This window comes from Rhizobium sp. WYCCWR 11128 (genome assembly GCF_013416305.1).
In the GTDB taxonomy this organism is placed as follows: Bacteria; Pseudomonadota; Alphaproteobacteria; order Rhizobiales; family Rhizobiaceae; genus Rhizobium; species Rhizobium indicum.
The window spans coordinates 175,289-201,854 of the sequence record NZ_JACCEZ010000002.1; the positions used below are offsets into that span (position 1 = coordinate 175,289).

At 61.5% G+C, this 26,566-nt stretch carries 25 protein-coding genes and 1 tRNA gene; 4 read left to right on the forward strand and 22 right to left on the reverse strand.

From position 1 onward, the window contains the following. Positions 1-8: 8 nt before the first annotated feature. From HX898_RS08460 to HX898_RS08510, 11 genes are all read right to left on the reverse strand, one after another. The gene (locus HX898_RS08460) at positions 9-872 is read right to left on the reverse strand and encodes an ABC transporter permease (protein ID WP_138332159.1); all 864 of its coding nucleotides are present in this window, start codon (positions 870-872) and stop codon (positions 9-11) included. 3 nt (positions 873-875) lie between these two features. After that, a complete protein-coding gene (locus HX898_RS08465) occupies positions 876-1,823 on the reverse strand; it encodes an ABC transporter permease (RefSeq protein ID WP_138332160.1) in 948 nt (315 codons plus the stop codon). Between the two features lie 274 nt (positions 1,824-2,097). Further along, positions 2,098-3,624: an ABC transporter substrate-binding protein gene (locus HX898_RS08470; RefSeq protein WP_180194766.1), complete on the reverse strand. Its 1,527-nt coding sequence runs from the start codon at positions 3,622-3,624 to the stop codon at positions 2,098-2,100. Between the two features lie 149 nt (positions 3,625-3,773). Next, entirely contained in the window at positions 3,774-4,694 is a 921-nt protein-coding gene (locus tag HX898_RS08475) for a LysR substrate-binding domain-containing protein (RefSeq protein ID WP_180194429.1), read from the reverse strand. Positions 4,695-4,750: 56 nt separating this feature from the next. Beyond that, on the reverse strand, positions 4,751-5,746 hold the full coding sequence (locus tag HX898_RS08480) for a P1 family peptidase (protein WP_180194430.1): 996 nt from the start codon (positions 5,744-5,746) through the stop codon (positions 4,751-4,753). 229 nt (positions 5,747-5,975) lie between these two features. Then, positions 5,976-6,170, reverse strand: a complete 195-nt coding sequence (locus HX898_RS08485) for a hypothetical protein (RefSeq protein WP_003544544.1) — start codon at positions 6,168-6,170, stop codon at positions 5,976-5,978. A 521-nt stretch (positions 6,171-6,691) separates the two neighbouring features. After that, positions 6,692-9,613: an aminotransferase gene (locus HX898_RS08490; RefSeq protein WP_138332165.1), complete on the reverse strand. Its 2,922-nt coding sequence runs from the start codon at positions 9,611-9,613 to the stop codon at positions 6,692-6,694. A gap of 113 nt (positions 9,614-9,726) precedes the next feature. Continuing rightward, a complete protein-coding gene (gene purU / locus HX898_RS08495; protein ID WP_138388450.1) occupies positions 9,727-10,611 on the reverse strand; it encodes a formyltetrahydrofolate deformylase in 885 nt (294 codons plus the stop codon). 209 nt (positions 10,612-10,820) lie between these two features. After that, a complete protein-coding gene (locus HX898_RS08500) occupies positions 10,821-11,840 on the reverse strand; it encodes an acyltransferase (RefSeq protein WP_180194431.1) in 1,020 nt (339 codons plus the stop codon). Positions 11,841-12,000: 160 nt separating this feature from the next. Continuing rightward, complete coding sequence (locus tag HX898_RS08505) at positions 12,001-13,281, reverse strand: hypothetical protein (protein WP_138332168.1); 1,281 nt, start codon at positions 13,279-13,281, stop codon at positions 12,001-12,003. Positions 13,282-13,283: 2 nt separating this feature from the next. After that, positions 13,284-14,333, reverse strand: coding sequence for a glycoside hydrolase family 5 protein (locus HX898_RS08510; protein ID WP_180194432.1), 1,050 nt, complete (start codon positions 14,331-14,333; stop codon positions 13,284-13,286). 135 nt (positions 14,334-14,468) lie between these two features. Here HX898_RS08510 and HX898_RS08515 point away from each other — a divergent pair, with 135 nt between their 5' ends. Both HX898_RS08515 and HX898_RS08520 read left to right on the forward strand, forming a co-directional pair. Further along, positions 14,469-16,088, forward strand: a complete 1,620-nt coding sequence (locus HX898_RS08515) for a GumC family protein (RefSeq protein ID WP_180194433.1) — start codon at positions 14,469-14,471, stop codon at positions 16,086-16,088. A gap of 184 nt (positions 16,089-16,272) precedes the next feature. After that, complete coding sequence (locus HX898_RS08520; protein WP_180194434.1) at positions 16,273-16,605, forward strand: hypothetical protein; 333 nt, start codon at positions 16,273-16,275, stop codon at positions 16,603-16,605. A gap of 6 nt (positions 16,606-16,611) precedes the next feature. Here HX898_RS08520 and HX898_RS08525 read toward each other — a convergent pair whose 3' ends face one another. The 10 genes from HX898_RS08525 to HX898_RS08565 form a co-directional block, all read right to left on the reverse strand. Continuing rightward, positions 16,612-17,286, reverse strand: coding sequence for a GNAT family protein (locus tag HX898_RS08525; RefSeq protein WP_180194435.1), 675 nt, complete (start codon positions 17,284-17,286; stop codon positions 16,612-16,614). 22 nt (positions 17,287-17,308) lie between these two features. Then, positions 17,309-18,067: a CmcI family methyltransferase gene (locus HX898_RS08530; protein WP_180194436.1), complete on the reverse strand. Its 759-nt coding sequence runs from the start codon at positions 18,065-18,067 to the stop codon at positions 17,309-17,311. A gap of 32 nt (positions 18,068-18,099) precedes the next feature. After that, positions 18,100-19,248, reverse strand: coding sequence for a DegT/DnrJ/EryC1/StrS family aminotransferase (locus tag HX898_RS08535; protein ID WP_180194437.1), 1,149 nt, complete (start codon positions 19,246-19,248; stop codon positions 18,100-18,102). Positions 19,249-19,324: 76 nt separating this feature from the next. After that, the gene (locus HX898_RS33420) at positions 19,325-19,450 is read right to left on the reverse strand and encodes a hypothetical protein (RefSeq protein ID WP_281411922.1); all 126 of its coding nucleotides are present in this window, start codon (positions 19,448-19,450) and stop codon (positions 19,325-19,327) included. Then, complete coding sequence (gene rfbC, locus HX898_RS08545; protein ID WP_180194438.1) at positions 19,447-19,989, reverse strand: dTDP-4-dehydrorhamnose 3,5-epimerase; 543 nt, start codon at positions 19,987-19,989, stop codon at positions 19,447-19,449. Before rfbC ends, HX898_RS33420 begins: the two co-directional genes overlap by 4 nt. Further along, entirely contained in the window at positions 19,986-21,221 is a 1,236-nt protein-coding gene (locus HX898_RS08550; protein ID WP_180194439.1) for a class I SAM-dependent methyltransferase, read from the reverse strand. Before HX898_RS08550 ends, rfbC begins: the two co-directional genes overlap by 4 nt. Beyond that, on the reverse strand, positions 21,218-22,282 hold the full coding sequence (gene rfbG / locus HX898_RS08555) for a CDP-glucose 4,6-dehydratase (RefSeq protein WP_180194767.1): 1,065 nt from the start codon (positions 22,280-22,282) through the stop codon (positions 21,218-21,220). Before rfbG ends, HX898_RS08550 begins: the two co-directional genes overlap by 4 nt. Then, complete coding sequence (rfbF, locus tag HX898_RS08560; RefSeq protein ID WP_180194440.1) at positions 22,273-23,046, reverse strand: glucose-1-phosphate cytidylyltransferase; 774 nt, start codon at positions 23,044-23,046, stop codon at positions 22,273-22,275. The genes rfbG and rfbF overlap by 10 nt, the downstream gene beginning before the upstream one ends. A gap of 547 nt (positions 23,047-23,593) precedes the next feature. Then, positions 23,594-23,878, reverse strand: a complete 285-nt coding sequence (locus HX898_RS33515; RefSeq protein ID WP_138388439.1) for a poly(hydroxyalkanoate) granule-associated protein — start codon at positions 23,876-23,878, stop codon at positions 23,594-23,596. Positions 23,879-24,602: 724 nt separating this feature from the next. Further along, positions 24,603-24,689 (reverse strand) — tRNA-Leu (locus HX898_RS08565). Between the two features lie 168 nt (positions 24,690-24,857). Between HX898_RS08565 and HX898_RS08570 the strand changes: the two genes are divergently transcribed. Continuing rightward, on the forward strand, positions 24,858-25,280 hold the full coding sequence (locus HX898_RS08570; protein WP_180194441.1) for a BA14K family protein: 423 nt from the start codon (positions 24,858-24,860) through the stop codon (positions 25,278-25,280). Positions 25,281-25,289: 9 nt separating this feature from the next. Here the strand turns inward: HX898_RS08570 and HX898_RS08575 are convergent, their stop codons facing one another. Then, complete coding sequence (locus HX898_RS08575) at positions 25,290-25,583, reverse strand: SelT/SelW/SelH family protein (protein ID WP_003544579.1); 294 nt, start codon at positions 25,581-25,583, stop codon at positions 25,290-25,292. Between the two features lie 204 nt (positions 25,584-25,787). Here HX898_RS08575 and HX898_RS08580 point away from each other — a divergent pair, with 204 nt between their 5' ends. Then, positions 25,788-26,564 carry a type 1 glutamine amidotransferase gene (locus tag HX898_RS08580; RefSeq protein ID WP_180194442.1) on the forward strand — a complete coding sequence of 259 codons (777 nt, stop codon included), beginning with the start codon at positions 25,788-25,790 and terminating at the stop codon, positions 26,562-26,564. Positions 26,565-26,566 lie beyond the last annotated feature (2 nt).

Below are 26,566 nucleotides of genomic sequence, written 5' to 3' on the forward strand. Positions count from 1 at the left end.
GGAGGACATCAGCGGCTCGCCTCGCGCGGGTCGAGCAGATCGCGCAGACCGTCGCCGAGCATGTTGAAGCCGAAGACGGTGAGCGCGATGGCAAGGCCGGGCAGGATCGCCAGCCAGGGGGCGAGCGCCAGATAGGTTTGCGCATCGGCAAGCATCCGGCCCCAGGTCGGCGCCGGCGGCGCCATGCCGAGTCCGAGGAAGCTGAGACCCGCTTCGGTCAGGATCGCCAGCCCCAGCTGAATCGCGCCATGCACGATGATCTGGCTGGCGATATTCGGCAGCACATGGCGCAGCGAAATGGTCAGGCGCGTATTGCCGATCGCGCGCGCCGCCGTCACATAGTCGCGGCTCCAGGCCTGCAGCGAAGTCGCGAGTGTGACGCGGGCAAAGACCGGGATCATGAAGACGGCGATTGCGGTGATCGCGGTGAACCGCCCTGGCCCGAGAAAGGCGCCGAGCACCATGGCCGACAGGATCGGCGGCAGCGCGAAGATGACGTCGCAAATGCGCATCAGCAGCGCTTCGAAGGGACCGCGGATTGCCGCCGCCGAAATGCCGGCGATCGAGCCGAGCGTCCCGCCGATCGTAACCGCTGTGATGGCGATCGACAGCGAATTCCAGCAGCCCGCCATCAGCATCGAAAGCACATCGCGGCCGAACTGGTCCGTGCCGAGCAGACCGAAGGCAAGCGGCGGCTGCAATTTGTGGATGATCTGCATTTTAGCCGGCGGCAGCGGCGTCCAGACGAGCGACAGCAGCGCAACGGTGGTGAGCAGGCCGATGATCACAGCTCCTGAAATCAGATTCATTCGCCGGCTAAGTATAAAGACCCGACGGCGGCTGGCAATTGCGGTGGATGCGATCGGTGCCATGCGTCAGGCCGCCTTTCTCATCCTGGGATCGATCGCCAGATAAGAGAGATCGACAATGAAATTCATCACGATGACCAGGCCTGCGAAGAACAGCACGACATCCTGCATCACGATGATGTCGCGCTGGGAGAGCGCCTGAAGCGCGAGCCGTCCGAGGCCGGGCAGGTTGAAGACGTTTTCCACCAGCACCGCGCCGGCGACGAGAAAGGTGAATTGCAACCCGATCATCGTCAGGATCGGGATCAGCGCATTCGGCACGATATGGCGCCAAAGCACCGCACTGCGTGACAGCCCTTTGGCGACCGCGGTGCGGGCAAAATCCTCGTGCATCGTGTCAAGCACAGCCGAGCGCGCCACCCGCGTCAACACGCCCGCCTGCGGCATCGCTAGCGCGACGGCGGGCATAACCAGCGCCTGCAATGCCGGCATCAGACCGGAGCTCCAGCCCGGGAAGCCGCCGGCCGGCATCAGCCCGAGCATCGTCGAAAACAGGATGATCAACAGCAGCGCCACCCAGAAGGCGGGCACGGCGATGCTGATCTGCGAAAACAGCGTCGCGATGACGTCGAAGATACCGCCGCGGCGCGAGGCGGCCAGCACGCCGAGCGGCAGGGCAATCGCCACCGAAAGCACGATCGCCATCAGCGCCAGCGGCAGTGTTACCGCCAGCCGCTCGACGATCAATCCTGCCACCGGCACGCCATAGGTCAGGGAATTGCCGAGATCGCCGGAGAGCACGCCGGCCAACCATTGCCCGTAGCGCAGCAACAGCGGCTGGTCGAGGCCGAGACTGTCACGGAGCGCTGCAAGGGTTTCCGGTGTTGCCGAGGTGCCGAGCATGATCGAGGCGGGATCGCCGGGCAGAAGGTCCATGACGGCGAAGATCAGCAGCGAGACGACGACGAGCGTGACGATGAGACCGGCGAAGCGGCGGGCGAGGAGTGGGATCATGCGTGCCACGCTTTCGATGTGGAACGGCGGCTTCCCCGCACTCCCTCATTCCTGTGCTCGTCACAGGAATCCAGCCACGGCGCGTCTGCGCCGTGAATAACTCTCATGCGATGAGTAGGTGCTTCTCCCGCGCCCAAAGACTTGGGCGCACTGGATTCCTGTGACAAGCACAGGAATGAGGGAGCGAGAGGTTCGCGTGAGTCGACCATATCCGACTGTTCTGCTTCCGGCGCCAAGGCCATCACCTCATCACATCGCGCCTGACCTAACCCTCTCACTCGTCCCAGGAAACACCAGACAGCACGTTGGAAGGGATCGGCTCGTTCTCCCACAGGCCCTTCAGCTTTTTGTCCCAGACGCCGAGTTTCGGCATAACGAAGAGGTAGAGCGCCGGCACGTCCTCGGCGAGGATCTTCTGCGCTTCGCCATAGATCGCATTCTGCGCGGCAGGATCGGCCGTCTCCTGGACCTTCTTCATCAGCGCGTTGAAAGCAGGGTTCTTGTAATTGAAATAATAGGGATCGCGGGCATAGATGTCGATGTCGAGCGGCTCGGCATGGGCGACGATTGTCATGTCGAAGTTGCGGTCCTTCATGATGTCCTGGACCCATTTCGCCGGAAATTCAGTCGGCTCGATATTCATCGTCACGCCGATCTCGGCAAACATTGCCTGTATCACTTGGGCGCTGCGCGGCGCATAGGCCATCTGTGGCGATTTGATCGTGAAGGTGAAGCCATTGGGGTAGCCGGCTTCGGTGAGCAACGCCTTCGCCTTTTCGACGTCGTAGGGCAGCACGCCAGTCATGTCCTGGTAACCCGGATCGTTCGGCGTGTAGTGGCTGCCGATCGGTGTGCCGAGGCCGGACCACGCGCCGTCGATCACCGTCTTGCGGTCGATCGCCATCATCAGCGCCTGGCGGACACGCTTGTCGTCGAACGGCTTCTTGGCATTGTTCATGCCGGCAACGACCTTGAGTTCGGTATTGCCGATCTTGGTGACGAGCCTCGCATCGCCGTCGAACGAACTCATCAGCTCGGGTGCTGCAAATTCCGGAAAGGCATCGAGGTCGCCGGATTTCAGCGCTGCCGCCTGCGCCTGCGGATCGGCAATGAAGCGGAAGGTCACCTTGTCGAGCTTGGCGGCCGCATCCTTGTTCCAGTAATCGGCATTCTTTTCCAGTTCGACCTTGTCGCCCTTCGCCCAGCTGGCGAATTTGAAGGGACCGGTACCTACAGGCGTCGTCTTGTCGCCGGCCGCCGTCGTCGGTGCGACCATCACCGAGGCTGGCCAGCCGAGCCAGTAGATCAGGCTGCCGGTCGGGGCCGAGAGATGCAGCACCAGCGTTTCGGCATCGGGCGTATCGATCGAGGCGATCGAGGCGAAAAAGCGCTTCTGCGGATTGACCGAATCCGCACCGCGGGCGCGGTCGAGCGAAAACTTGGCGCTCGCGGCATCGAAGGCCTCGCCGTCATGGAATTTGACGCCGGTCTGCAGCTTGAACGTATAGGTCAGGCCATCGGGAGAGATCTCCCAGCTTTTTGCCAGCTGCGGCTGGATCTTACCGGCCTGGTCGATCGTCACCAAGCCCTCGAACACGTTCTGCCAGGTCACCTGGCCGATTGCGACCGGTGCTGCGATCGTTGGGTCGAGACCGGTCGGCTCGACGCTCATGCCGAGATTGAGCGTGGTCTTCGCCGCCTCGGCCGGCGTCATCGCCGTCATCACCAGGCCGGCCGAAAGCGCGGCACCGAGCGAAAGCCGCCGGACGAAACGCGAAGGCGCAAACGAAAGTTTGATCATCATGTCCCCTGTCTGGCCATGCTCGATGGGCGAAGGCCTTTTGCGAATAACGTGGCATTATGCCAGTGCACACACAACGACGATTTTGTGTGCTCAGTGTAGCCGAAAAAGCTACACCTGAAATTCGTGGGCAATGCAAGCTTGAAGCGTCAGTCTTTCGTCTCGCTCCGGCGGTTCGTGCGCTCACGCATGAACCTCTCGATGAAGTCGAGCAGTTTCGTCGCGGCGAAGGACAGCTGCCGATCCGGGGCAACGCAGAGATCGACATGGGTGCGGATGCCGGTCTTGCCGGCCAGCGGAATGGCAAGTAGCTGACCCGCCTCGATCTCACGACGGACGGTGAGCGCAGGCAGCAGCGTGGCCGCAGCCCCGCTGAGCACGAGTTCCTTCAGCATTTCGAGCGAGCTGGTGACGAAGACGGGATCGAGGCTCAGTCCTTCCTTCTCGAACAACGCGTCGAAGGCCTGCCGAAAGCCGAAGGATTGGTCGGGCAGCGCCAGCGCATGGTCGGCGAGCTCCCGCACCGCGATCTCGGTATGCGCGGCGGCTGGATGCTGCGGCGTGACGATGAGATCATAGGCGATCTCGGAGCGCAGCCGCACCTTGGTGCCGGACATGGGAGGCGCAAAGAGCGTCACCGCAATATCCGCCTCGGCGCTGTTGACGGCATCGATCGCCTGCCGCGCACTGGTGATTGTCACGGTAAAACGCAGTTTCGGATATTTCAGGCTGAATTCGGCAAGCGCCGGCGCCAGCAGATTGGCGACGGTGGCGCCATTGGCATAGATGCTGACGCGGCCGCGCTGCAAGCCCTTCAGGTCTTCGATCAGCTGCTGCACATGATCGAGCTCGCGCAGCGTCCGGCCGGCGCGGGCGGCAAGCAGCTCGCCGGCCGCCGTCAGCTTGACGCCACGGGCGCTGCGTTCGACGAGCGGCGCGCCGAAATGATATTCGAGGTTCTCGATCTGCCGGCTGATCGCCGTCGGCGCGACATTGAGGTTCTCGGCCGCCTGGCGCATCGAATTGGTCCTGACCAGCTCGTCGAAATACATCAGCGCCCGGATCTGCATTCACGTCTCTCCGCCATTCGGCATATTAGATCTTTAGAGAGTCTGACCCTATTCAATCAACCGCTGCTCGGATAGCGGTCGCGCCATGCCTTTTGCGCGCCCTCGACCGGCAGCGCGGTCGCAGCGTAGACGCCACGGGCGATCGCCCGCGCCATGACGATGGTCGCAAGGTGGCACAGCTCCATCAGGCTGGCCATGTCGTCTCTTCGATGCCTGGCCGTCGAAGCGGCAAAGACGGTATCGCCGTCGAGCGGCAGGTGCGCCGGCAGCAGTGCCCTGGCAAGGCCGTCATGGCCGGCGAGCGATAGCCGGTGCGCCTCGGCCTTCGTCAGCTGCGCATCGGTCACCACAGCGCCGATCGTCGTTGCCGGCGTGTTCATGCCCTTGAGCCGCATCCTATGGTCGGCCACCGCAGGCATGCCGAGCCCGCCGAATTCCGCGTCTTTTTCAAAGGGTGCCGCCCAGAAATGCGGCCCGTCGCCGATCGTTGCCGAACCCAGCGCATTGACGGCGACGATCGCCGCGATACGATGCCCGGCGCTGCTGACCGCGCTGGCCGAGCCGAGCCCACCCTTGACGGTGGCCGTCGTCGCCCCCGTCCCGGCACCTGTCGTGCCGAGCGCGAATGTGCCTTTGGCCGCGGCCTGCAGTGCCGTATAACCCATGTCGCGATAGGGCGAGTGAAGGCCCCAATCCTTGTCGCCGCCGTTCAGCAGGTCCATCAGGATCGCCTGCGGCACGATCGGAATGCGCACCGACCCGACGGTAAAGCCGCGGCCGAGTTCGCGCAGGCCCGCCTGCACGCCGCCGGCGGCATCCAGCCCGAAGGCCGAGCCGCCGGAAAGCGCGAAGGCATCAACGGCATTGATGGTCATCGACGGATCGAGCAGGCCGGTGTCGCGCCCGCCGGGCGCACCGCCGAGCACCGTGCCGGATGCGACGGCCGGTTCGTCGAAGACGATGACCGTGACGCCGGAACCGAGCGCAACGTCGGTCGCATGGCCGACGGAAACGCCTTCGATGTCGGTGAGGAGGTTGAGAAGATCGGGCAAGGGCGGATCCTTATGCGGAAGGCGGCCGGTAGGACTGTACTGCATAATTCCTTAAATCGGAATCGATTTAAGGATAAAATTATGCAGCAATTCAAAGTGTTACAGCGTCCTTTGCGCGTCTGATAAAGACGCGCGCCGCTGTAATGTCCTAAAAAACAAGACCGGCCCCATTTGGCGGGACCGGTCGGACATCGGGAAAAGCCGTGAATGCTAATCGCGGCCTCATGCCTCAGGCATGAAGCGGCTTCGGATGACGGCGGGTCATCAGGTCATGGATGGCCAGCCGCACCTCGTCCGGCGAGCCGAAACGCTGCTCGTCGAGGTCGTGGACATGAAATTTCACGGCGATGAACTTCAGCCGGTCTTCATCGGGAATGACGATCCCGACGGGAACGCCTGCATATTCGATAACTTGCTTCTTCATAGATAGAACTCCTGCCGCGCGACATGCGCAGCCATGGCGAATTGACTTGTCTGGTACCGTTGAAAGGAGGACGAACGTCACATTCGACAGTTCGGGCGGGAGAGGGCGCCCGGACGGTCATTGCCAAGCACAGATCGCCCAAGGAGATCGGCGAGAATATCGATGTCTATCATGCTCGTTCCTTGTGTTGGCGTTGCACTTGAGGGGTCCCGGTAGAGCCCGGGGCCGGTGAAGGCTGCGTTCGATAATCTACTAACTTGGTAGAGATTACCCGGTAGCCTGTCAGAAACATATTCCGAAACGTGTCAAAATATCGACCATCCGAAAAAATTAATTCCGTCGTAGCCCGAACTTACAGAAAGAAACATATCAGCTCTTCGTTAAATTCGCATGACAGAATCGAAGTTCGATCGATCACCGCGGCAGACATAGGAAGCCTTGCTGTATCAGGCAATGCCCCGTTTCATTAAAAATCGAAATGCCTCGAAATGACCGATTTGGTTAATGCTGGAAGCCCTGGGTCACCAGCCTTCTTCGAGCACCTTCTCCAGCATGTCCGCGAAAAAATCCGCGCTTTCGATGCTGAGGCAGAGCGGTGGTTTGATCTTCAGCACATTTTGGTGATCGCCGGTCGGCTGCATGATGACGCCGAGTTCGAGAAGCCGGTCGCAAATTGCAGCCGTCTCTTCCGTCGCCGGCTCCAGCGTCGTTCTGTCGCGGACGAATTCGAGGCCGAGATAGAGGCCCATGCCGTGCACGGCGCCTGCAATCGGATGGCGGTCGATCAGCGCGGCGAGCCGCGCCTTCAGATGATCACCGACCGTCCGGGCATTTTCCTGCAGCTTTTCCTCGGCCATGATGTCGAGCACCATCATGCCGGCGATGCAACTGACCGGACTGCCGCCGGTGGAGGAAAAGAAATAACCCTCCTTCTCCAGCGATTGCGCGATCTCCCGCGTGGTGATGACGGCGCCGAGCGGATGGCCGTTGCCCATGCCCTTGGCGATGGTGATGATATCGGGCACCACCCCTTGCTGCTCGAAGCCCCAGAAATAATGTCCGAGCCTGGAATAACCGACCTGCACCTCATCGGCGATGCAAAGGCCGCCGCGGGCGCGCACCTGCGCATAGATTTCCCTGAGATAACCGTCCGGCAGTGGAATGCCGCCGGCATTGCCGTAGACCGATTCGCAGATGAAGCCCGCAAGGCCGTTGCCGCCGGCGTCGATCGCCTCCAGCACCGGCGTTACCGTGCTGAGATAGTTTGCCGCGGTATCGGGACCACGGAATGCGCCGCGATAGGTATTCGGTGAAACGACGGCATGCACCCAGTCCGGCCGGGTGGTCGGTGCCTGCGGATTGTCGGCGATCGAGGTGGAGACGGCATCGCTCGCCGCCGACCAGCCATGATAGGCTTCGAGCAGGCAGAGCATGTTGCGCGCGCCGCTATGGGCTTGCGCCAGCCGAAGCGCCAGATCGTTCGCCTCCGAGCCGCTGTTGACCAGGAAGACCGCGTCGAGCCCGTCCGGCGACAGGGCGGCGAGGCGTTCGGAAAATTCCGTGATCGCGGCATAGTGGAAGCGTGAATTCGTGTTGAGCCGCAGCCATTGGGCGTGGATTGCTGCCGCGAACCTGGGATGGCCATGGCCAAGGATGGTGACGTTGTTGACCATGTCGAGATAGGCGCGGCCCTCGACATCGAACAAATGTTCCTTCCAGCCGCGCTCGATCTGAGGCGGCGCGGCATAATAATTCTTCTGCGGCCTTGCGAGATGCACCCGCCGCCTGGCGAAGAGCTCGGCGGTTTCAGCTTGCGGCGCATCTGCTTGCGGGCTGAGAAGCAGCGAGGGCGAAGGGCAGAGCACCGACCAGGCCGCCGCCGCGCGCGGTGAGGCAAAGAGCGGCGGTTCGAGACCGGCGACGCTGCAAAGCTGGACGCGCAGCCCGCCGAGCGACGACGCCTCTCCGAAAACCGTGCCGAGCGAATCGCCGGCGGCAATCTCGGCTCCATCGTCGACCGAGAGGTCGAGCCCATCGAGATGCAGGGTCATGTTGTCGCCGGCGAGCGTCAGATGCTGGTCCTTCCAGCCGATGCGGCCGGCAAAGGGCGCGGCAATCGCGCTGCCTGCGGCAAGGCATATGTCGACATGCAGGGCGCAGGTCGCCTGTCCCTTCGCGGTTCCCGCGAGGGAAAGCCGATATTCGCCGTAGCGCGTCGCCGCCGTACCGTTTTCAGTTGCCATGCGGGCAAGCAACCGCCAGTCCATGTCGGTATTCAGCCAGTTGCCGGCGGAAAAATGCGGGCTCCGCACCCCAAGATCGACATAGGCGATCCCGGCGGGATCGATGTCGGGCAGCAACGGCAGCCATCCCGATGTTTCCGGCGCGGCGACATCTGCGCCGGCTGCCTTGAGGATCGCGGCTTCCATGAGATCGAAGGGAACCGACATCGCCGTATCGAAGATCGCCCGCTCGCGGTCGAGATTGTCGCGGACATAGTCATTGTCGGGATCGACCGAAATCTGCTGCTCGCCGCTGGCGACCAGAATGACCGCGCGTGCGACGATCAACGGCCAGAGCGCCTTCAGTTCCTCGTCGCTCAGCGGATAGATCGCCTGATAGGCGGTGACGGCGGGCAGGATATGAAAAGGGTCGCCATCTGCCTGATGCAGCAGCGAAGCGCAGGTGACGGCGAGGTCGCCGACCAGCCAGCCGCGGATGATGTCGCCGAAATCGATCACCCCGTCGGGGATGATATGGCCACGGGCGTCACGGTGGCCGACGACATTGTCGCCGGTGACGTCGTGATGCACGGCCTGCAGCCGAAGCGACGGCGCCAACGGCTGGATGCGGCGAACGGCCATCACCATGGTCTTGGCGATCCGGTCGCGCGCCGCACCGTCGGTGATGGCCGAAAGCAGCTGCACGGCAACAGGACCTGCCCGTCTGAGATCCCATTGCAGGCTGCGGTCGAGACCGGGATGGTCGAAATCGGCAAGCGCCTGCGCCAGCCTGGCGCAGAGCGCGCCGAGGGCTGCAACGGAAGCCGGCGCCAGATAGGTCAGCTCCGTCAGCCCATGGCCTTCCAGATATTCCAGCAGCCGGACCTGATAGCCCTGCCCGCGCACGGTAAGGACGACGATCTCCCGCCCGTCATTGGTGGCGATCACCTTCGGAACGCGCGGCGCACCTTGCCTGCTTTTGAGGTGACGGATCGCCGCATTCTGTGCTTCGAGCTCGCGGATCTCATAGGCGGCATGGCAGATCTTCAGGACGTAGCGACCCCTGTCGCTATCGACGCGATAGTTTCGATCCTGCTGGCTGCCGAGTTCGGCAAGCGTGCCGGAGAGGCTGTAATGAGCAAGGAGGATCTCTTCCGCGTCGATGGCGGTCACGTCGGGGCGCGGCAGCGCCATGCGATCAACAAGCGCCTCGTCGGTCATGACACCCCTCCCGCAGCATGATTCGATTACCTATTGAACGAGATAATCAAGTACTTGCCGCTAGCAGGCAACGGGGATTGTCGTTTGCCAGCAAAAGAGATGCAGGGCTGCGCTCAGCCCATGCGTTCGGAGGCGTAGCCGCCCGGGCTTGCCGGGAAGACCACGGTGCGGTTGCCGTTTAGGAAGGTGCGGTGATGGATATGGGCGTGGATGGCACGCGCCAGCACCTGGCTTTCGACGTCGCGGCCGATCGAGACATAGTCGTCGGGTGACTGCGCATGGGTGATGCGCGCCGTATCCTGCTCGATGATCGGGCCTTCGTCGAGATCGGCGGTGACGTAATGCGCCGTCGCCCCGATCAGCTTCACGCCGCGTTGATAGGCTTGTTTGTAAGGGTTGGCGCCCTTGAAGCTCGGCAGGAAGGAATGGTGGATGTTGATGATCTTCCCGGACATTTTCTGGCACATCGCATCCGAAAGCACCTGCATGTAACGCGCCAGCACGATCAGTTCGGTGCCCGTCTGTTCGACGATATCCATGATCTGGCCTTCGGCCTGCAGCTTGTTCTCCTTCGTCACCTTGATGTGGTGGAAGGGGATGTCATGGTTGACCACGACCTTCTGGTAATCGAAATGGTTGGAGACGACGCCGACGATATCGATCGGCAGCGCGCCGATCTTCCAGCGGTAAAGCAGGTCGTTCAGACAATGGCCGAAGCGCGACACCATCAAGAGCACCTTCATGCGGGCATTGCCGTCATGGATCTCGGCATTCATGGCGAACCGCTTGCAGATCGGCTCGAAGCCTTCCTTGAGTTCGGCAAGCGGCACGCCTTCCTCGGAGATGAAGCTGACGCGCGTGAAGAACCTGCCGGTATCGAGATCGTCGAACTGCGAACTATCGATGATGTTGCAGCCCTTGTCGGCCAGATAGCTCGAAATCGCCGCCACGATGCCGCGCGTCGACTTGCAGGATACCGTCAATACGTAACTTGTCATGTCTTTCCCTCTCCAAGGCCGCCGTTGTGCTTAGATCAAAGCCCGGACCGCGAATAGGCCGGCGCACTTTCATTCATGCGACAAATTGCAAGACAAACCATCACGTTTGTGCAAGTTCTGTCATTGCTCAGTCTGAAGCTTAGGAGAAGTTGCGCGAAAAACTGTACCGTCAGCGCCGCTTGGATGCGTATTCTCGCCTTCGACGCGCTTTAGGCCGGCGGCCGGCTCGCCACCGCAACCTTCCGGCGGCGCGGTGAGGTAATCTCATGGATGATCGCACCGCCGATCGACGAGAGCACCAGCGAGAGGATGACGAAGAGCACGGGCTGCTGCAGGATGCCGATCGGCAGGCGATCGGCGACGACCCTAAGAAAAGCCAGGGTGAAGGCGTGGGTGATATAGATGCTGTAGGAGCAGTCGCCGAGATAGTTCAGCCATCCGATCAGCGGTAGCCTGGAAAAATCGATGGAGATCGCGCCGTAGACGATGAAGATCGCCGGGATTCCCCAGGCATAGAACCGGCTTTCCGGTGGCATCAGCGCCTCGTTGATGAAGAGAAACGCAAAGCCCATGGCAAGGGCCGCCCAAGCCCAGCGGTTCGGCAGAAGCACCTTCTGCCCATAGAGCCAGCCGAGCACGACACCGGCGAGGAACTCCAGCATGATCGGTTCGCCGTAGAACCGGGTCACAGTCGTTTCCGGCAGCAGTCGGCAGGCGATCAGGATGACGGCAAAGACGGCAAACATCACCGGGATGCGCCGAGCTTCCTGTAGCGGCAATAGCAGCGCGAAGACGAAATAGAAGAACATTTCGTAATTCAGCGTCCAGCCGGGAACGACCACCGGCGTGATCGTGCTCGGATCGGCGGGATTGGCCCATGGCAAGAAGAACAGCGAGGCAATGAGATGCGGCAGGTCGAACACCGTCGATTTCAGCAATGATGGAGCGACCAGCGCCACTGTCGCTGAAAACAGCGTTGCCAGCCAGTAGAGCGGCACGATCCTCTTGATGCGCCGGCGGGCGAAATCGATCGGGCTCATCGCGCGTCCGCTCGTCGTCAGCCACATCACGAAGCCGCTCAAGACGAAGAAGATGTCGACGCCGGTTTCGCCATAAACGAAGGCGGTGGCGTCGACTGCGGGATTGACCTTGGCAAGCTGCAATACCGCGTGGAAATAGACGACCATCAGCGCCGCGATGGCGCGCAGATATTGAAGCTGGACAAGCATCGAGCGTCTTGCTCCCTAGAGCATGATGCCGAAAAGTGTGCAGCGGTTTTCGGACGACATCATGCTCTAACTCTTTAATTGAGAACAGGATTCAGATTTTAGGCCGATCCGGCCTAAAATCATCCTGTTCTAGGGCTCACGCGGCGAGGTGCCGCTGCGGTCAACTCAATACATCTGCCGGACGACCCTGCCGGATGCGCGGGCTGTCGTGGAAACGCATATATCCGACGACGAACCAGAGGAGACCGGCGATCTTCATCGAGAAGACCGCGGTTCCTCCGATCATCATATTCAGAAAAATGAAAAGAGAAAGTGAATGGGCGCAGCGCCGCTGCGCCGCCGTGCGCCCGGCGGGAAAGAGGCAGACGAACAGCCATAAGGCGATGACGCCGAAGATCGTCGCCGCGTAGATAAGGTAGACATAGCCGCTGTCGGCGAATTCGGCGACCCGGTCGACCGAAAGCCCAAGGACGGCGAGCGGATCGAGCTCCATGATCTTCTTCATCGTCAGATTGATGCGGCCGGTGAAGTTGTCGCCGGTCGCGTTGGGTTTCAGGACGTAGACGAGGAAGCCCGCGGCGACGATCAGTGGCATCAGCGCCAGATTGAAATTCTTCGGGATCTTCGGAAAGACGAAATAGCCGACGATGCAGGCAAAGCAGAAGATCAGCATCGTGCGCGTGTCGTTGGTCACCAGGATCAGCACGGCCGTGCCGATCATCAGCAGCCTGTCCCAGCGCCCAAGCTTTTCCCACATCGAAATCAGGTAGACCGCGATCACGCCGCAGAAATTGGCGAGCGACACCTGCTCGAGGAAGATCGACGAGGAACGGTGGTCGATGATGCCGAAGGAGAAGCGCTCGGGAAAGCCGAGGGCGTTCTGGAAGAGGCCCGTCGTATTATAGCTCAGCGGCAGCAGCCCGCGCGTATTGGCGAAATAATCGGACGGATGGACGATGCTGACGTAGAACGGCACGCTGACGATCTCGAAGATCAGGAAGATCATGACGGCAAGGCTTGCCCAGCGAAAGGCGAGCTTCATCGTTTTCTCATTGCTCCAGCCCCCGAGCCCGGTGAAGCAGAAGATGATCAGCACGTTGCGGAAGTGATCGATGAACAGCATGCGGTTGAGCACGCTGACATAGATGGTCACGACGAGCGTGAACAGCAGGAACAGGAAGGCCGGAAGATCGGTCTCGTAGATCCCCTTATGCAGGATATAGATGATGGCGCTCGCCATGATCAGGCCTTCGCTGGCGGCGACATGCGTCATCGAAAGCGGCACGATGTTGTGGTTGATGAAGGCGAGAATGCCGTTATAGAGCACGGAGAGCAGGCCGAGCCAGAGCACTGTATGATCGGTGCGCGATGCCTCGCGGGCGGCATCGAGCCGGTTGCCGGCTACAGTGAATGTTGCTGTCCTCTGATCGACGACCGCCATGCTCATTTCCCCGCAGGCTTGACGGCGGAGCAAGTGCCGGCACCGGCTTTTGCCACCTCGGCAAGAAGCTGCATCTGCGGCCGCTCAGGGCCCTTGCGCGGCTGGACATTGAACGGCTCGTTCGCCGGCCACCAATCGCCGGCCGCCCAATAGGACCAGCCGAGCCAGACGTCACTATTATCAGACATGGTGGCGTAGATTTCGGTCAGCCCGCTCATGCAGTCCTTGTCGGCGGAGGCCCCGAATTCGCCGAGAAAGCCGCGCTTGTGGTTCTGTTTCAGCCAGGCAGTGACGCCGTTGATCGCCGCGACCGCGGCGCCGGCACCTTCGCAGGTCGGATGGGTCCCGGAGGAATCGGCGTCGAGATACTGATGGACCTCATAGGCGTAGAAGTCGAGCGGGTCCCGCACGCCGAGCATCACCGTTCCGTTGGCGCCGCCGATCACATCCTTTTCCCAGCTGCCCGCGCCGCTCCATGCCGTGCCCGGCACCAGGATGAGGTTGCGCGCGCCGACGGCGCGGATGCTGCGGATCGCGGCATTGGCCGCATCCAGCCAGTCCGTCGCCTTGATGTCGTGCGGTTCGTTCATCAGGCCGAAGAGAACTCCGTCCTGATTGGCGAATTCGACGGCGAGCCTTGCCCAGAAATCACCGAAGGCGGCATCTGTTGCCGGCGCCGTGCCGACCTGGGTCTTGTCGTAATAGCCGAAATTATGCGGGTCGAGCAGAACCGCCATGCCGTGTTTGCGGATCAGGCCGATCGTATCTTTGATTCGCTTGAGCTCATCCTCGTCGAGCCGCCCGCCGAGTGCGGGCTGCAGCCGCTCCCAGCGGAAGGGCAGCCGGATGATCGTCATGCCTTTTTCGGCGAAATAGCCAATCGTGTCTTCGCTGGGATAGGTGTAGTTGGTGCCGTAGGTGCCGCCGCGTTCGCCATATTCGCCGCCGGACAAATTGACGCCGCGGTAGCAGGGGGCCTCAGCCGCAAGGACCGGCGACGGGATCAGAGCGGCCGCAAGCAGCAGCGCTGTCAGATGTCGTGTCGTCTTCATGGGCATCCTCGCTATCGCGGCAAATCGCAACATCGGCGTCGCTGCGGTTATTTTAACGGTCCGTTAGCTAAGAATTTCTAAAGTATCGGCACCTCGGCTTCAGTCTTTCACGCTGGGCGGGACACGAGTGCGCGTATGAACCAGTATGACAGGAACAGGGTAAGCCGGCTCCCTGGCTGGCGCAGTTTTGAGCCATCTCAGACTGCACCGGAAGACGTGCGCGTGCGCAGTCCCGTCGTCCGCCCGGATGATTTCGTCCGGCCATCGCCCGAACCCGCCCCGCCCCCCTTCGTGCCGCCGGCAAACATTGCGGAAACCCGCCAATATGAGCGTCCGGCACCTCAGCCTCAGCCTCAGCCTGCAAGACAGCCTGTCGCGGACGCACCGCCGAATGTAGAGTCCGTGCCGGCCGCACCGCTGCTCGACCTCCGCTCGAGTATCGCCGCGATCTGGAGCCGACGGCTGATCGTGCTGGGTCTGGCGCTTCTCGGAGCCCTCGCCGGCGGGGCGGTGGCGCCGCGCATCGCCCAGAAATTCACGGCCATCAGCAGCCTCTATTTCGATCCGCGCCAGATCGGCCTTGCCGATCCCGGCGCGCAATCTTCGGGTCCCTCGCCGGAAATGATCTCGGCGCTGATCGATAGCCAGGTGCAGATCCTCACCTCGGGCAATGTGCTGCGGCGCGTCGCCGAAGCCATGAAGCTCGACCAGGATCCCGAATTCACCGGCGGCCGCACGGATGGCGCCGCCGTGATCGGCACTTTGCAGAAGGCACTGGTTATCACCCGTGAGGCCAGCACCTATGTCGTCTCGCTTGCCGCCACGACCAATGATGCCGATAAATCCGCAAGGCTTGCCAACCAGGTCGTCACCTCCTTCACCGAGGAGGAGAACAGCGCTTCGAACGGCATCTACGAAAATACCTCCTCGACGCTCGACGGACGCCTCAACGACCTGCGCCAGAAGGTGCTGGAGGCCGAGCAGGCTGTCGAAACCTTCCGCGCCGACAACGACATGGCCGCGACAGAGGGTAACCTGATCTCCGACCAGCGGCTCGTTTCGCTGAACACGATGCTGGTGACGGCACAGGAAAAGACCATCCAGGCAAAGGCGCGCGCCGATGCCGTCGCCAATCTCCGCGTCGAGGACATCGTCGCCGGCAACCAGGCGGAAGGCGGCGTCACCTCGCCGCTCGTCAGCCTGCGTCAGCAATATGCCACCCAGGCTGCCGCCGTCGGCAGCCTCGAAAGCCAGATGGGCACGCGTCATCCGCGCCTGCAGGCGGCCCGCTCGTCGCTGCAGAGCATATCAGGCGAAATCAGGGGCGAATTGCAGCGTCTCGCCACATCGGCAAGGGGCGAATACGAGCAGGCCAAGTCCGCCGAGGACAGCATCGCCAAGGAGCTGGCCGTGCAGAAGGCGCTGCACGCCAGTTCATCGGACAAGCAGGTGGAATTGAACGAGTTGCAGCGCAAGGCGACGGCTGCGCGCGATATCTACGAGACGGTGCTGAAACGCTCCAGCCAGACGAGTGAGGAGCAGAACCTCAACCAGAGTAACATTCGCGTCATCTCGCCGGCCGAGCCGCCGGTCAAGGCCGACGGTCCGGGAAAGAAAATCCTGCTGGTCGCCGGCATCATCGGCGGTTTTCTTGCCGGTTTTGTCGTCGGCGCCGGCTTTGCGATCCTTGCCGGCCTCTTCGGCCATCCCGTCATCAGAAGTTATTTCAGGAAGTCGCCCGCTGCGGCCGCTTGATGACGGTCGTCGGTTTTCCTACATCGGGGAAGCGGCCTATAGAGCAATTCCAGGAAAAGTGCGAAGCGGTTTTCCCAGGCAAAGCGCGAAGCGCTTTTGCCGGGAATTGTGTAAAACAAAAAAGTTAGAGCGGTTCTGCGTTTCCGTGAAAAGCTGAACCGCTCTAGCCGGCAGGAGAGTTCCCATGCGGCTCATGATGATGCTTCTGATATCGCTCGTTGCAGTGTCGAGCCTCGCCCCGGCGTCCGCCTTTGCCGTCGACTGGACGAAATCCGTCGATTCCGGCGTTCAACCCCTTTATCCCTACAAGGGTCTTCCCGGCGTCAAGGCGCAGCCGGACAAGAAGGAAGAGGAATCCTACAACTGCCGCACGCAAACCGTCCAGGTCCGCCGTCGTTATGACGAGATCTTCCGCTCGGGCGGCATGCCGACGCTGATGTATGTCTGCGAACGCGACGGCTTCATCTCGATGGACGACAAGGTTCCGCTCCGCGGCCATTATCAGCCGGTGCGGTGAGGGGCTTCAGGCGGTCGGCAAAGCCGATGGATGCACCTTCCGGAAACGTTCGATCGGAAGCTTCATCCTCAGATAGTCGAAGCCGGCATTCGCTTCCGTTCGATCGACGATCGAATATTTGATCATGCCCTCTTCTTCCGTGCGCCGCAGCGGCAGGCTTTCGGCCGCCGAAAAGCCCAGCCGCTTGTAAAGGCCGATCGCTTTTTCATTGTGGGAGAAGACGTGCAGCTCGGCGGTTTCGACCCCAAGTCCGGAAAACATCCACTCCAGCAGTGCCATGCCGCAATGGAACATCAGATTGCGGGTATCGCTCGCCCGGCCGCGGATGACGTTGTCGAATTCGGCCGAGCCGGGCCGGATGTTACAGATGCCGAAATTGCCGAACCGGTTTCCGCCTGGATCGCAAATGACGAATAGGATTCGGTCGGCGGCGGGCAGCGAGATAGTTTCGAGCCACCGCCGCGTGCGTTCCTCGGTGGCGCTGAACTGGGTGAGGAAAAACGGCATCGACTGGTTGCGCCACGTCGTCAGGTCGTCGATCAGGCCGGGATCGGCAAGCATCGACCTGTCGATGCATTGCAGGTCGCCGACGTGCCTGCCGCTATCGTCCCTGATCGGAAGTCGGAGCCGTATGGCGGGGTCCGCATTGTCCTTGAGGCTGACGATATCGACCTGCGCCATGAACGACTATCCCTGATTCCGCTCACGCCTTGCGGCAGACACAGTAGCCGCCCGGCGAGGAAGACAGCACGAGCTTGCCGTTCAGAACCGGATCGACTTCGAAGCGGTCGGTTTCCGCCAGATAATCGGTGACTGCCTTCAGCGGTTCGTTGCCGCGCAGCCAGACCTTGGAGCGCTTTGTGAAGGCCTGTTCCTCTGTCAAATGGCCGATGAGTGTGTCGGCGACGACGAGGTAGCAGCCTTCCGTCACCAGTGGACCGTAGGCGCGGCATTCCGCCAGAACATGCTCGTAGGAGTGGTCACTGTCGAGCACCACCATCACGCGGGCGCCCGGCGGGATCTCGGCCTTCACGGCGGCAAGCACGTCGTCGTCGACGGAACCGCCCTGGATCATCTTAATCCGGCTCGACATCGGATGGGATTCGATCGACTCGCGATTATGGGCGCGGATGTCGATGTCGACGCCGACGACCTTGGCCTTGTCGTTGCCCATGGCGGCGAGGATCGACGCCATGAAGATCAGCGAGCCGCCGCGCGCAATGCCGGTTTCGATGATAACATCGGGCTTGGTCGCCCAGATGACTTCCTGGGTCGCCAGGATATCGACCGGAAGCTGGATGATCGGCACGCCCATCCATGACCAGAGATAGAAATAGTCGAACTTGTCGAGCCCGATCAGCGTGTTCAGCGATTGTTGGAAACTTGCCTCGTCCTTGCCGAGTGCAAGCGACATTTCCCGCTTGTGGGCTTCGAATTCGAGACGATCGTCCTTCGTGGTCATGACTGTTCTTTGTCCTTCGCTGTAGGGCTGTCCTAGACCGACTGCCGCAATGCCGTGCTGTTGTGATAGATCCGCCCGGCCGCCATATCGAGCAGCGTTGCCGCTACCCGGTCGATATCGGCTTCGCTCATGTCGTGATAGCTCGGCAGGTTGATCGCGCGGCCCGGAATGCTCCAGGCGTTCACGTTCTCGTGCCGATCTTCGAACATGGAGAGGCTGGAGAGGGGATAGAAGAAGACGCGCGCGTCGATATTGGCGGTCTCGAAGGTCTGCTGCATCATCTCGCGGGTAATGCCCGTCGACGGATGAAAGACCGCGGTCGGCATCCAAGCGCCGTTGATCGTGCCGGTGTATTCCGGGTTCATCGTGATGCCGGGCAGGGCCGAAAGCCGGATCATGTAGGAGGCCAGAATTTCGCGCTTGCGGTTGACGAGTTCCTCGATGCGCTCGAGTTGGGCGCAGCCGATGGCCGCCTGGATGTTGGACATCTTGTATTTGAAGCCGATCGCATCGGGCCAGAACTGCTTCGTCTGTCCGCGAGCCCGGCCGTGATTGCTGAGCGTCAGCACCTTTTCGTAGAGGGCGGCGTCATTGGTGACGAACATGCCGCCTTCGCCTGTCGTCAGCGTCTTGGTGCCGTGGAAGGAGAAGGTGCCGAATGCGCCCATCGAGCCGGCGCGGAGGCCGTGCCAGACGGAGCCGACCGCTTCGGCCGCGTCTTCGATCACCGGAATGCCCATCCGCTTGCCGATCTCCAGCAGCGCATCCATGTCGCAGAGGTTGCCGTAGAGATGCGTGGCGATAATGGCCTTGGTCTTCGGCGTGATATGGCGTTCGACGTGCTCGGGATCAATGCACCACGTGTCGGCGCGCACATCGACGAAAACGGGTATTGCGCCGAGATGGACAATCGGGGAAACAGTCGCAACCCAGTTCGTATCGGCGAGGATCACTTCATCGCCGGCGCCGACGCCGAGCGCTGCAAGCCCCATGTGCATGGCGCCGGTGCAGCTCGAGGTCGCGATCGCAAAGCCGCTGCCGAGATAGGTTTTGAAGTCGCGTTCGAAGCGGTTGAGATAGTCGTAGCAGCGCGCGCCCCAGCCGGTGGCGGCGGCATCGGCCGCATAATCCGTTTCGAGCTGGGTGATCGAAGGCTTGGTGTAGAAGATCCTGTTTGTCATGCCGCTAATTTCTGTTGAATTGAAATCAAGACGCAGGCGCCCGCCACGACGCTAGTTTTTGAAGCTGGCGCGAGGCTCACATGATGATGTGCCGGGCGACATCGTGCTGGTGGAACACGAGATTGGGCAGGTTCAGCGCGTTTCTGAGATGGGCTTCGCGGTTATAGGTCGGGATGCAGATGCTGAGTTTGATGCCGCTCAAAGGCTTGTCTCCTGGCTGTAGCTCTCAAGCGCGGCGTCGCGCTCGCTGATGATGCTCGGCGTCAACGGCCAGGCGATGGAAAAGGCGGGATCGTCCCAGCGGACGCCACGGGCAAGCTCCGGTACGTAGGTTTCCGACATCTGGTAAAAGAGTTCGCAATCATCCTCGAGCGTCAGGAAGCCGTGCGCGCATCCGGCAGGTATGTAGAAGGCGTTGTGACTGATGGCATCGAGCTCGACGGAGGCCCATTTGAGATAGCTCGGCGAATCCGGCCTCAGATCGACCGCCACGTCGAAGACCCTGCCGCGCGTGGCGCGCACCAGCTTGATCTCCGGCCGCGGCTCGGCCTGGTAATGCATGCCGCGCAGCGTCCCGCGCTTGTGGTTCTGCGAGACATTGCACTGCGGGTAGACGGGCACGAGACCTTGCGCCGCAAAGGTCTGCGCGTCGAAGGTTCGTGCGAACATTCCCCGGTCGTCGGAGCGTGCGTCGACTTCCACGACAAAGGCGCCCGAAACCGCTGTCGGAAGGAATTTCATCCGAGCACCGTCAGCTCCGGCACGGCAACGGCGAAGCGTCCACCCCAGCTGCCGATCCTGCTGTTGGCCGCAACGACCTCGTTCTTGATGTTCCAGGGCAGGATGAGGACATAATCCGGCTGCGTCTCGTCCATCTTCTCCGGCGCGTAGATCGGCAGTTTGCTGCCCGGCAGGAAATGCCCCTGCTTGTGCGGATTGCGGTCGACGACATATTCGATGAGGTCGGTGCCGACGCCGCAGAAATTCAGCAGCGTGTTGCCCTTGGCGGCAGCGCCATAGGCGGCGACCTTCTTGCCGCTACGTTTGGCTTGTTCGAGGAAGGCGAGCAGCCCATCCTTGATCGGTGCCACGCGGCTCTGGAAGGCCTCGTAGATCTCGACCTTGTCGAAGCCGGCGGCGGCCTCCTCAGTGCGCACCTTGGCAAGGCCATGGCCGGTTGCGTGAGCCGTGGATGTTGTGCGGCAGGCCAGTACGCGGAGACTGCCGCCATGGGTCGGCAATTCTTCCACGTCGAACACCTTGAGGCCGTGCGCCGCGAACACCTTTTCGACGGCGAGCAGCGACAGATAGTAGAAATGCTCGTGGTAGACAGTGTCGAACTGGATGTTTTCCATCAGCCGCAGCAAATGCGGGAATTCGACGCTGACGACGCCGTCAGGCTTCAGCACGGCCGAAAGCCCGCCGACGAAATCGTTGATGTCAGGCACGTGCGCCAGCACGTTGTTGCCGATGACAATGTCGGCGGCAAGGCCGCGGGAGACGAGATCGGCAGCCGTTTCCTTGCCGAAGAAGCGCGCTTCCGTGGGAACGCCGATCTGCCGCGCCACTTCCGCGACGTTCTCGGCCGGCTCGATGCCGAGCACCGGCACGCCGGCTTCGACGAAATGCTTCAGCAGATAACCGTCATTGCTCGCCACCTCGATCACCTGCGATGTCTCGCTGAGGCCGAAGCGCTCGCGCGCCATGATCGTAAACTGGCGGGCATGCTCCACCCAGCCGTCGCTGTAGGAGGAGAAATAGGCATAGTGGCTGAAGATATCCTCCGGCGGAACGAAGGCATCGGCCTGCACCAGCCAGCATTCCGTGCAAACGAAGGCGCGCAGCGGATAGGATGGCTCGGGCAGTTTGAGCTGCTCCTCCGTCAGATAGGCATTGGCGAGCGGCGTCGAGCCCAGATCAACGAAACGATGTTTCAGCGGAGCGTTGCAGAACCGGCAATTATGCGCTGTCATGATACTGTTTCCTCATAGGCCGCGATCTGCCCGAGCGAGAAGGCGCGCATGTCGGCTCCCTCGCGGTTGGCTTTGTACCAGGCGGCTGTCCAGTCGATGGTCTGTTGCAGGCTGAGCCGCGGGCGCCAGCCGATGGTGTCGAGAGCCAGAGCGGAACTCAGCGTCAGCGCCGGCGCTTCGGGCAGATGCTCGCCCGGCGCAAGCCGCCACACGTCTTCGACGCGATGAGCGCGTCCGAGCGCTTCCGCCAGTTCGGAGACCGTCGCGAAGCTCTGCGGATCGGGACCGAAATTGAGCGCTTCAGGCAGTTCCCTTTCGCCGGCAAGCGCCAGGGCCTCGGCGAAGGCGAGATAACCGCCGAGCGGCTCCAGCACATGCTGCCAGGGGCGGATCGCTTCGGGATAACGCAGCAGGATCGGCTGACCGCTTTCGAAGGCGCGGATGAAGTCCGGGATCAGCCGGTCCTTCGACCAGTCGCCGCCGCCGATGACATTGCCGGCGCGCACCGTCGCAACGCTGATGTCGCGCCCCTTGAAGAAGCTGTCGCGGTAGCTCTGGACGACGAGTTCGGTGCAGGCCTTGGAGTTGGAATAGGGGTCTTTGCCGCCGAGTGCATCCGTCTCGATGAAGGGAACACCGCTGCCGTTGTTGGCATAGACCTTGTCGGAAGTGACGACGAGAACCGTCTTGACCGAGGGCGTTTCCCGCACCGCGTCCAGCACGTTCGCCGTTCCCATCACATTGGTCTCGAAGGTTTCGGCCGGGTTTTCATAGGAGCGCCGCACCAGCGCCTGCGCTGCCATGTGGATGACGATTTCAGGCTCGAAATCGATGAAATGCTGCCTGAACGTCGCCGCTTCGCGGATGTCGGCGATGTGGTGGCCCTGTCCGTTCCAGGGCGCAAGTCGCCCATAGAGCGAGGGATTGGTCTCGGGTTCGAGCGAGACCGCCGCCACTTCCGCACCGAGCTTTTCCAGCCACAACGACAGCCAGGATCCCTTGAACCCAGTGTGTCCCGTCAGGAACACGCGCCTGCCATTCCAGAAGTCCGTCAGGCCCATAGCTTCCACGGTGCCTTTCCGGAACTCCAGAGCTCCTCGAGTTGGTTACGCTCGCGCAGCGTGTCCATGGGCTGCCAGAAACCGTCATGCTTGAAGGCGGCGAGCTGGTTGTTGGCGGCGAGCCATTCCAACGGGCCGGCTTCCCAGATCGTGTCGTCGCCCGGGATGAGATCGACCACCGAAGGGTCGAGCACGAAGAAGCCGCCGTTGATGCGCTGGCCGTCGCCTCTCGGTTTCTCGACGAAGGAGGTGATGAACTGCCCCTCGATATTCGTGGCGCCGTAACGTCCGGGCGGGGTTACCGCGCACATCGTCGCCTTGAGGCCATGGCTGCGATGGAACGCGACCTCGGCGGCGATATCGATGTCGCCGACGCCGTCGCCATAGGTCATGCAGAAGGGTTCGCCTGGCGGCAGATGGTCGCGAATGCGCCCGAGACGGCCGCCGGTCATCGAATGCATGCCGGTATCGACCACCGTCACGCGCCAGTTCGGTCGTGTGCCGCCGTGATAGTTGATGCTGTTGGAGGCAAGGTCGACGGTGATGTCGTTGTGGTGCAGAACAAGGTTTACGAAATATTCCTTGATCAAATAGCCCTTGTAGCCGGCGCAGATGATGAAATCATTGAGCCCGTGATGGGCGTAGATGCTCATGATGTGCCAGAGGATCGGCATGCCGCCGATTTCGACCAGAGGCTTGGGTCGGATACTGGTTTCCTCGGCAAGGCGCGAGCCAAGGCCACCGGCGAGAATTACGACTTTCATCCCAAGCGAACTCCAGAGTGTCTAGTCAGGTTTCCCGACCACCCTCAGAGCCGCCCGGCTCTCTACAGGCGGAACGGCCGTATGTTCATCCTTGCCCCGGTATCCGATTTCGTTCTTGTGCGAGGCTTGCGGAGGTGTCGGAACTGGCAGCCGCGCGTTTCGCAGGCCGTGCGTTGAGCAATGGAACGACTTGCCATTCGGCACATCCCGGTTGGCCGAAGGTACGTCCTTCCAGTTTTACGAGGAGCACCAAGCGGCCCAATTCATCCGAACAGAAAGCGGCTGATCCTGATAGGAGAGCGTCAGATACTGCCCGCCAATTGCTGCCGACAAAGGCGGGCGCCTCGGCAGAAAGAAAAAATCCCACTTCGGAATCCCGAAATCCCTCCGCTTCGGAATCCCGAAATTCGCCGCCTTTCGCGGGCGGTCGTCGTGGAGAAACATCCAATGATTTTAATCCCGCAACCAATTTCGGGATTCCGAAGTGCTATATAGATTATGGTGGGAGTCCCTCCGCGCCGCCAAACCTCGGCCGGATCGTTTGCGGTTAAGCCTCCAGACTAAGCTGGAGGGAAGTGTCGTCTGCCTCGACGACCTTGGGCTTACGCTTTGTTGCCGCACGGCGTGCTGGCTTGGTGGTTTTCGGTCGAGTGTCGGAGCCGAGCTCGTCTGCCTCGGTGCTGGGTAGCAGCAGGCCGGCCGCAGGCGCCGCAGCGGCTACCTCAATGACCGGCTTCGGGGGCGGCATTTCAATGGCCGGTTTGGCAGCTGACACCTCGCGGGCCTTTATAGGCTCGGGGTTGCTGGCTGCGGACGTGGCGTATCGGATCATCGCAAGACTCCATTTTGTTCGCTTTATGTTCGCATTTGGGGGTGAGGGAGTCAATGGAGGCCAGCAATCTCGGGCGGGGACGATCCTGGATCTACAATTCAGCTAGCGCGGCCCATTCGGACTCAAGCCCATCCTGGGGAGACAATTGTTTCGTGGGGGATCACGTTTGGAGTTGAGGGGCCGAGCACCTTGCACCGTCATTTCATCGGCACCGCTGTTGCGGCATCCAGCTCGAACCCCATCCGGTCGTAGCAAACTAGTTTGCGTGAACCATCCGCTTGGTTTGCATTGAAGAACATACGGCAAAATCGGCGACCATCGAACTCGGTCACTTCGTCTTCGCTATTTGGAAGCCGAACCCTTTGCAGTTTCGATGTCGTGCCGTCCTCACATGCCATCACTTGCTGCGCGGCATCAGGCCGACACTTTGTCTCGGGTCTGTCGTGCCTACGGTAGGTGATCTGCGAGCGTTCAAAGATTATATATGAGTGATCTTCTGAGAAGACGATAGGTAGGTAACAGCCTGAAAGAAGGCTCGCGCCTAGTATGCCGGCAGGAAGCGTCATGGCCGAACCCAATTGCCTTCGCATATTGCTTACTTCGTCCCAAATTAGCCATGGCCCGTGAAATCGTAGCACCATAGTGTGGGCCGGTGTAGCAGTCGAGAACGGCCACCCCTTTGAAAGGGTGAATATTCAACAATTTCAAAGGGGATAAAATGGAATGGTGCCCAGAAGAGGACTCGAACCTCCACACCCTTTCGGGTACCAGCACCTGAAGCTGGCGCGTCTACCAATTCCGCCATCTGGGCGACGGAGAGCGATGTAAGGGGGTGGCCCCTGACTGTCAACTGGGTTTTTGAAGTTTTTCTGACAGTTAGTGAAAAAGCAGCCGATCACATGGGCGGGAGCGCCGGAGGGTGGGCATAGCGCTTCGGTGGTCACGCCCTATATAAAGGAAATACCGAAAGGAACGCCTCATGCCCGCTGCTCGCACGCTTCTGCTCGCCGGTCTTCTCGCCATTCTCACGCCCGCAATCGCCGGGGCTGATTCGTTGAAGCTCGGCAAACCGGGGGTTGGGCCGCTCAACACCGGCTCGACGCTTTGCGATTTTCGCGGCTGCTTCGGTTTCGGGCCGCAGCAATGGCATCGTCCCGCCTATGTCCAGCCGAATTACCGTCCGCGCGGCGCGACCGGGCCGACTTATTACCAGCCGGGGGCTGCCGGCCGGCCGCAGCTGACCTATGATCCGCCGCCGGTGCGCCGGGTGCAGCCGAAGCCGCGTGACATGAACAGCCATGCCGCCTGGTGCAGCAACGAGTACCGTTCCTACAATCCGAGGACGGATCGTTTCCTGACGTATGAGGGCATCTACAAGACCTGCCGCTCGCCCTACCGCTGATCGTCGTGATCAGCTTTCGAGCGAGGCGCGGTCGACGTGGCCGAGATCGCGGCCGGGCTCGACGATGTCGCGGACCCGCTGTTTCAGCTCCTTCGGCCCGGGAAAGCCGCCGTCGCGCTTGCGCTCCCAGATCAGATCGCCATTGACGCGGATCTCGAAATTGCCGCCGGTGGCTGGGATCAGCGCCACTTCACCGAGACTGTCGGAAAATGTGTGCAGCAGCTCCTGCGCCATCCAGCTGGCGCGCAGCAGCCAGTTGCACTGGGTGCAGTAGAGGATCGTGACGCGGGCTTTTTCGGTCATGGCAATGTCCTTTCGTTTGCTGAGATTTAAGCTCTGTGGCGCGCGCGCGCAATCGCCCTCGCTAGAGCATGATGCCGAAAAGTGTGAGCGGTTTTCGGGCGACATCATGCTCTAACTATTTAATTAAGAACAGGATTCAGATTTTGAGCCGAACCGGCCTAAAGCCTGAATCCTGTTCTGGCGTCTTGCGCGCCGTCCTCCAGCATGGTCTCTTCCCGTGGTCGGCCATACCAGGAAGAGCCTATGCGCGTCGCAGTCATCGAAAATATGCGGAATACCGGCCTCGGCGCGCTTGCCGCGGCCCTCGACGAGGCAGGCGCAGAGATCGAGTGGTTCCGGGTGTGGCAGGATGGCATACTGCCGCTAGACATATCCGGCCATGACGCGCTGGTCGTTCTCGGCGGTGAGCAAAGCGCGCTGGATGACGCAACCCACCCCTATCTGCCGGAGTTGGTCCGGCTCACGCGCCGCTTCGGCGATGCCGGCAAGGCGGTGCTCGGCATCTGCCTCGGCAGCCAGATCCTCGCCCGTGCCTATGGCGCCGACAATCACTTGGGAATCGCCTGCGAATTCGGCTGGCACGGGATCGGCGTCACCGCCGAGGGCCGGGCCGATCCGCTGCTGTCGGCGCTTGGCGGCGAATTCACCATCTTCGAATGGCATGCCGATACGTTCTCCCTGCCTGAGGGCGCTGTGCGTCTTGCCTCGAGCGCCGTTGCCGAGAACCAGGCCTTCCGCATCGGCCGCGCCGTCTATGGCACCCAGTTCCATTTCGAGGCCAATTCAGCGGTCGTCGCGCAATGGAAGGCCGAATTCCCCGATACGATCGCGCGTATCGCGCCGGGCTGGCTGGAGAACCATGCCGATTTGGCAGCAAGACACGCCGGTGCCGCCGATGCCGCGGGCCTTGCCATCGCGCGCGCCTGGGTCAGCCTGATCGAACGGGAAGAGGTCGAAATGCTGTCGCAGGCCTCGGCTTGAGG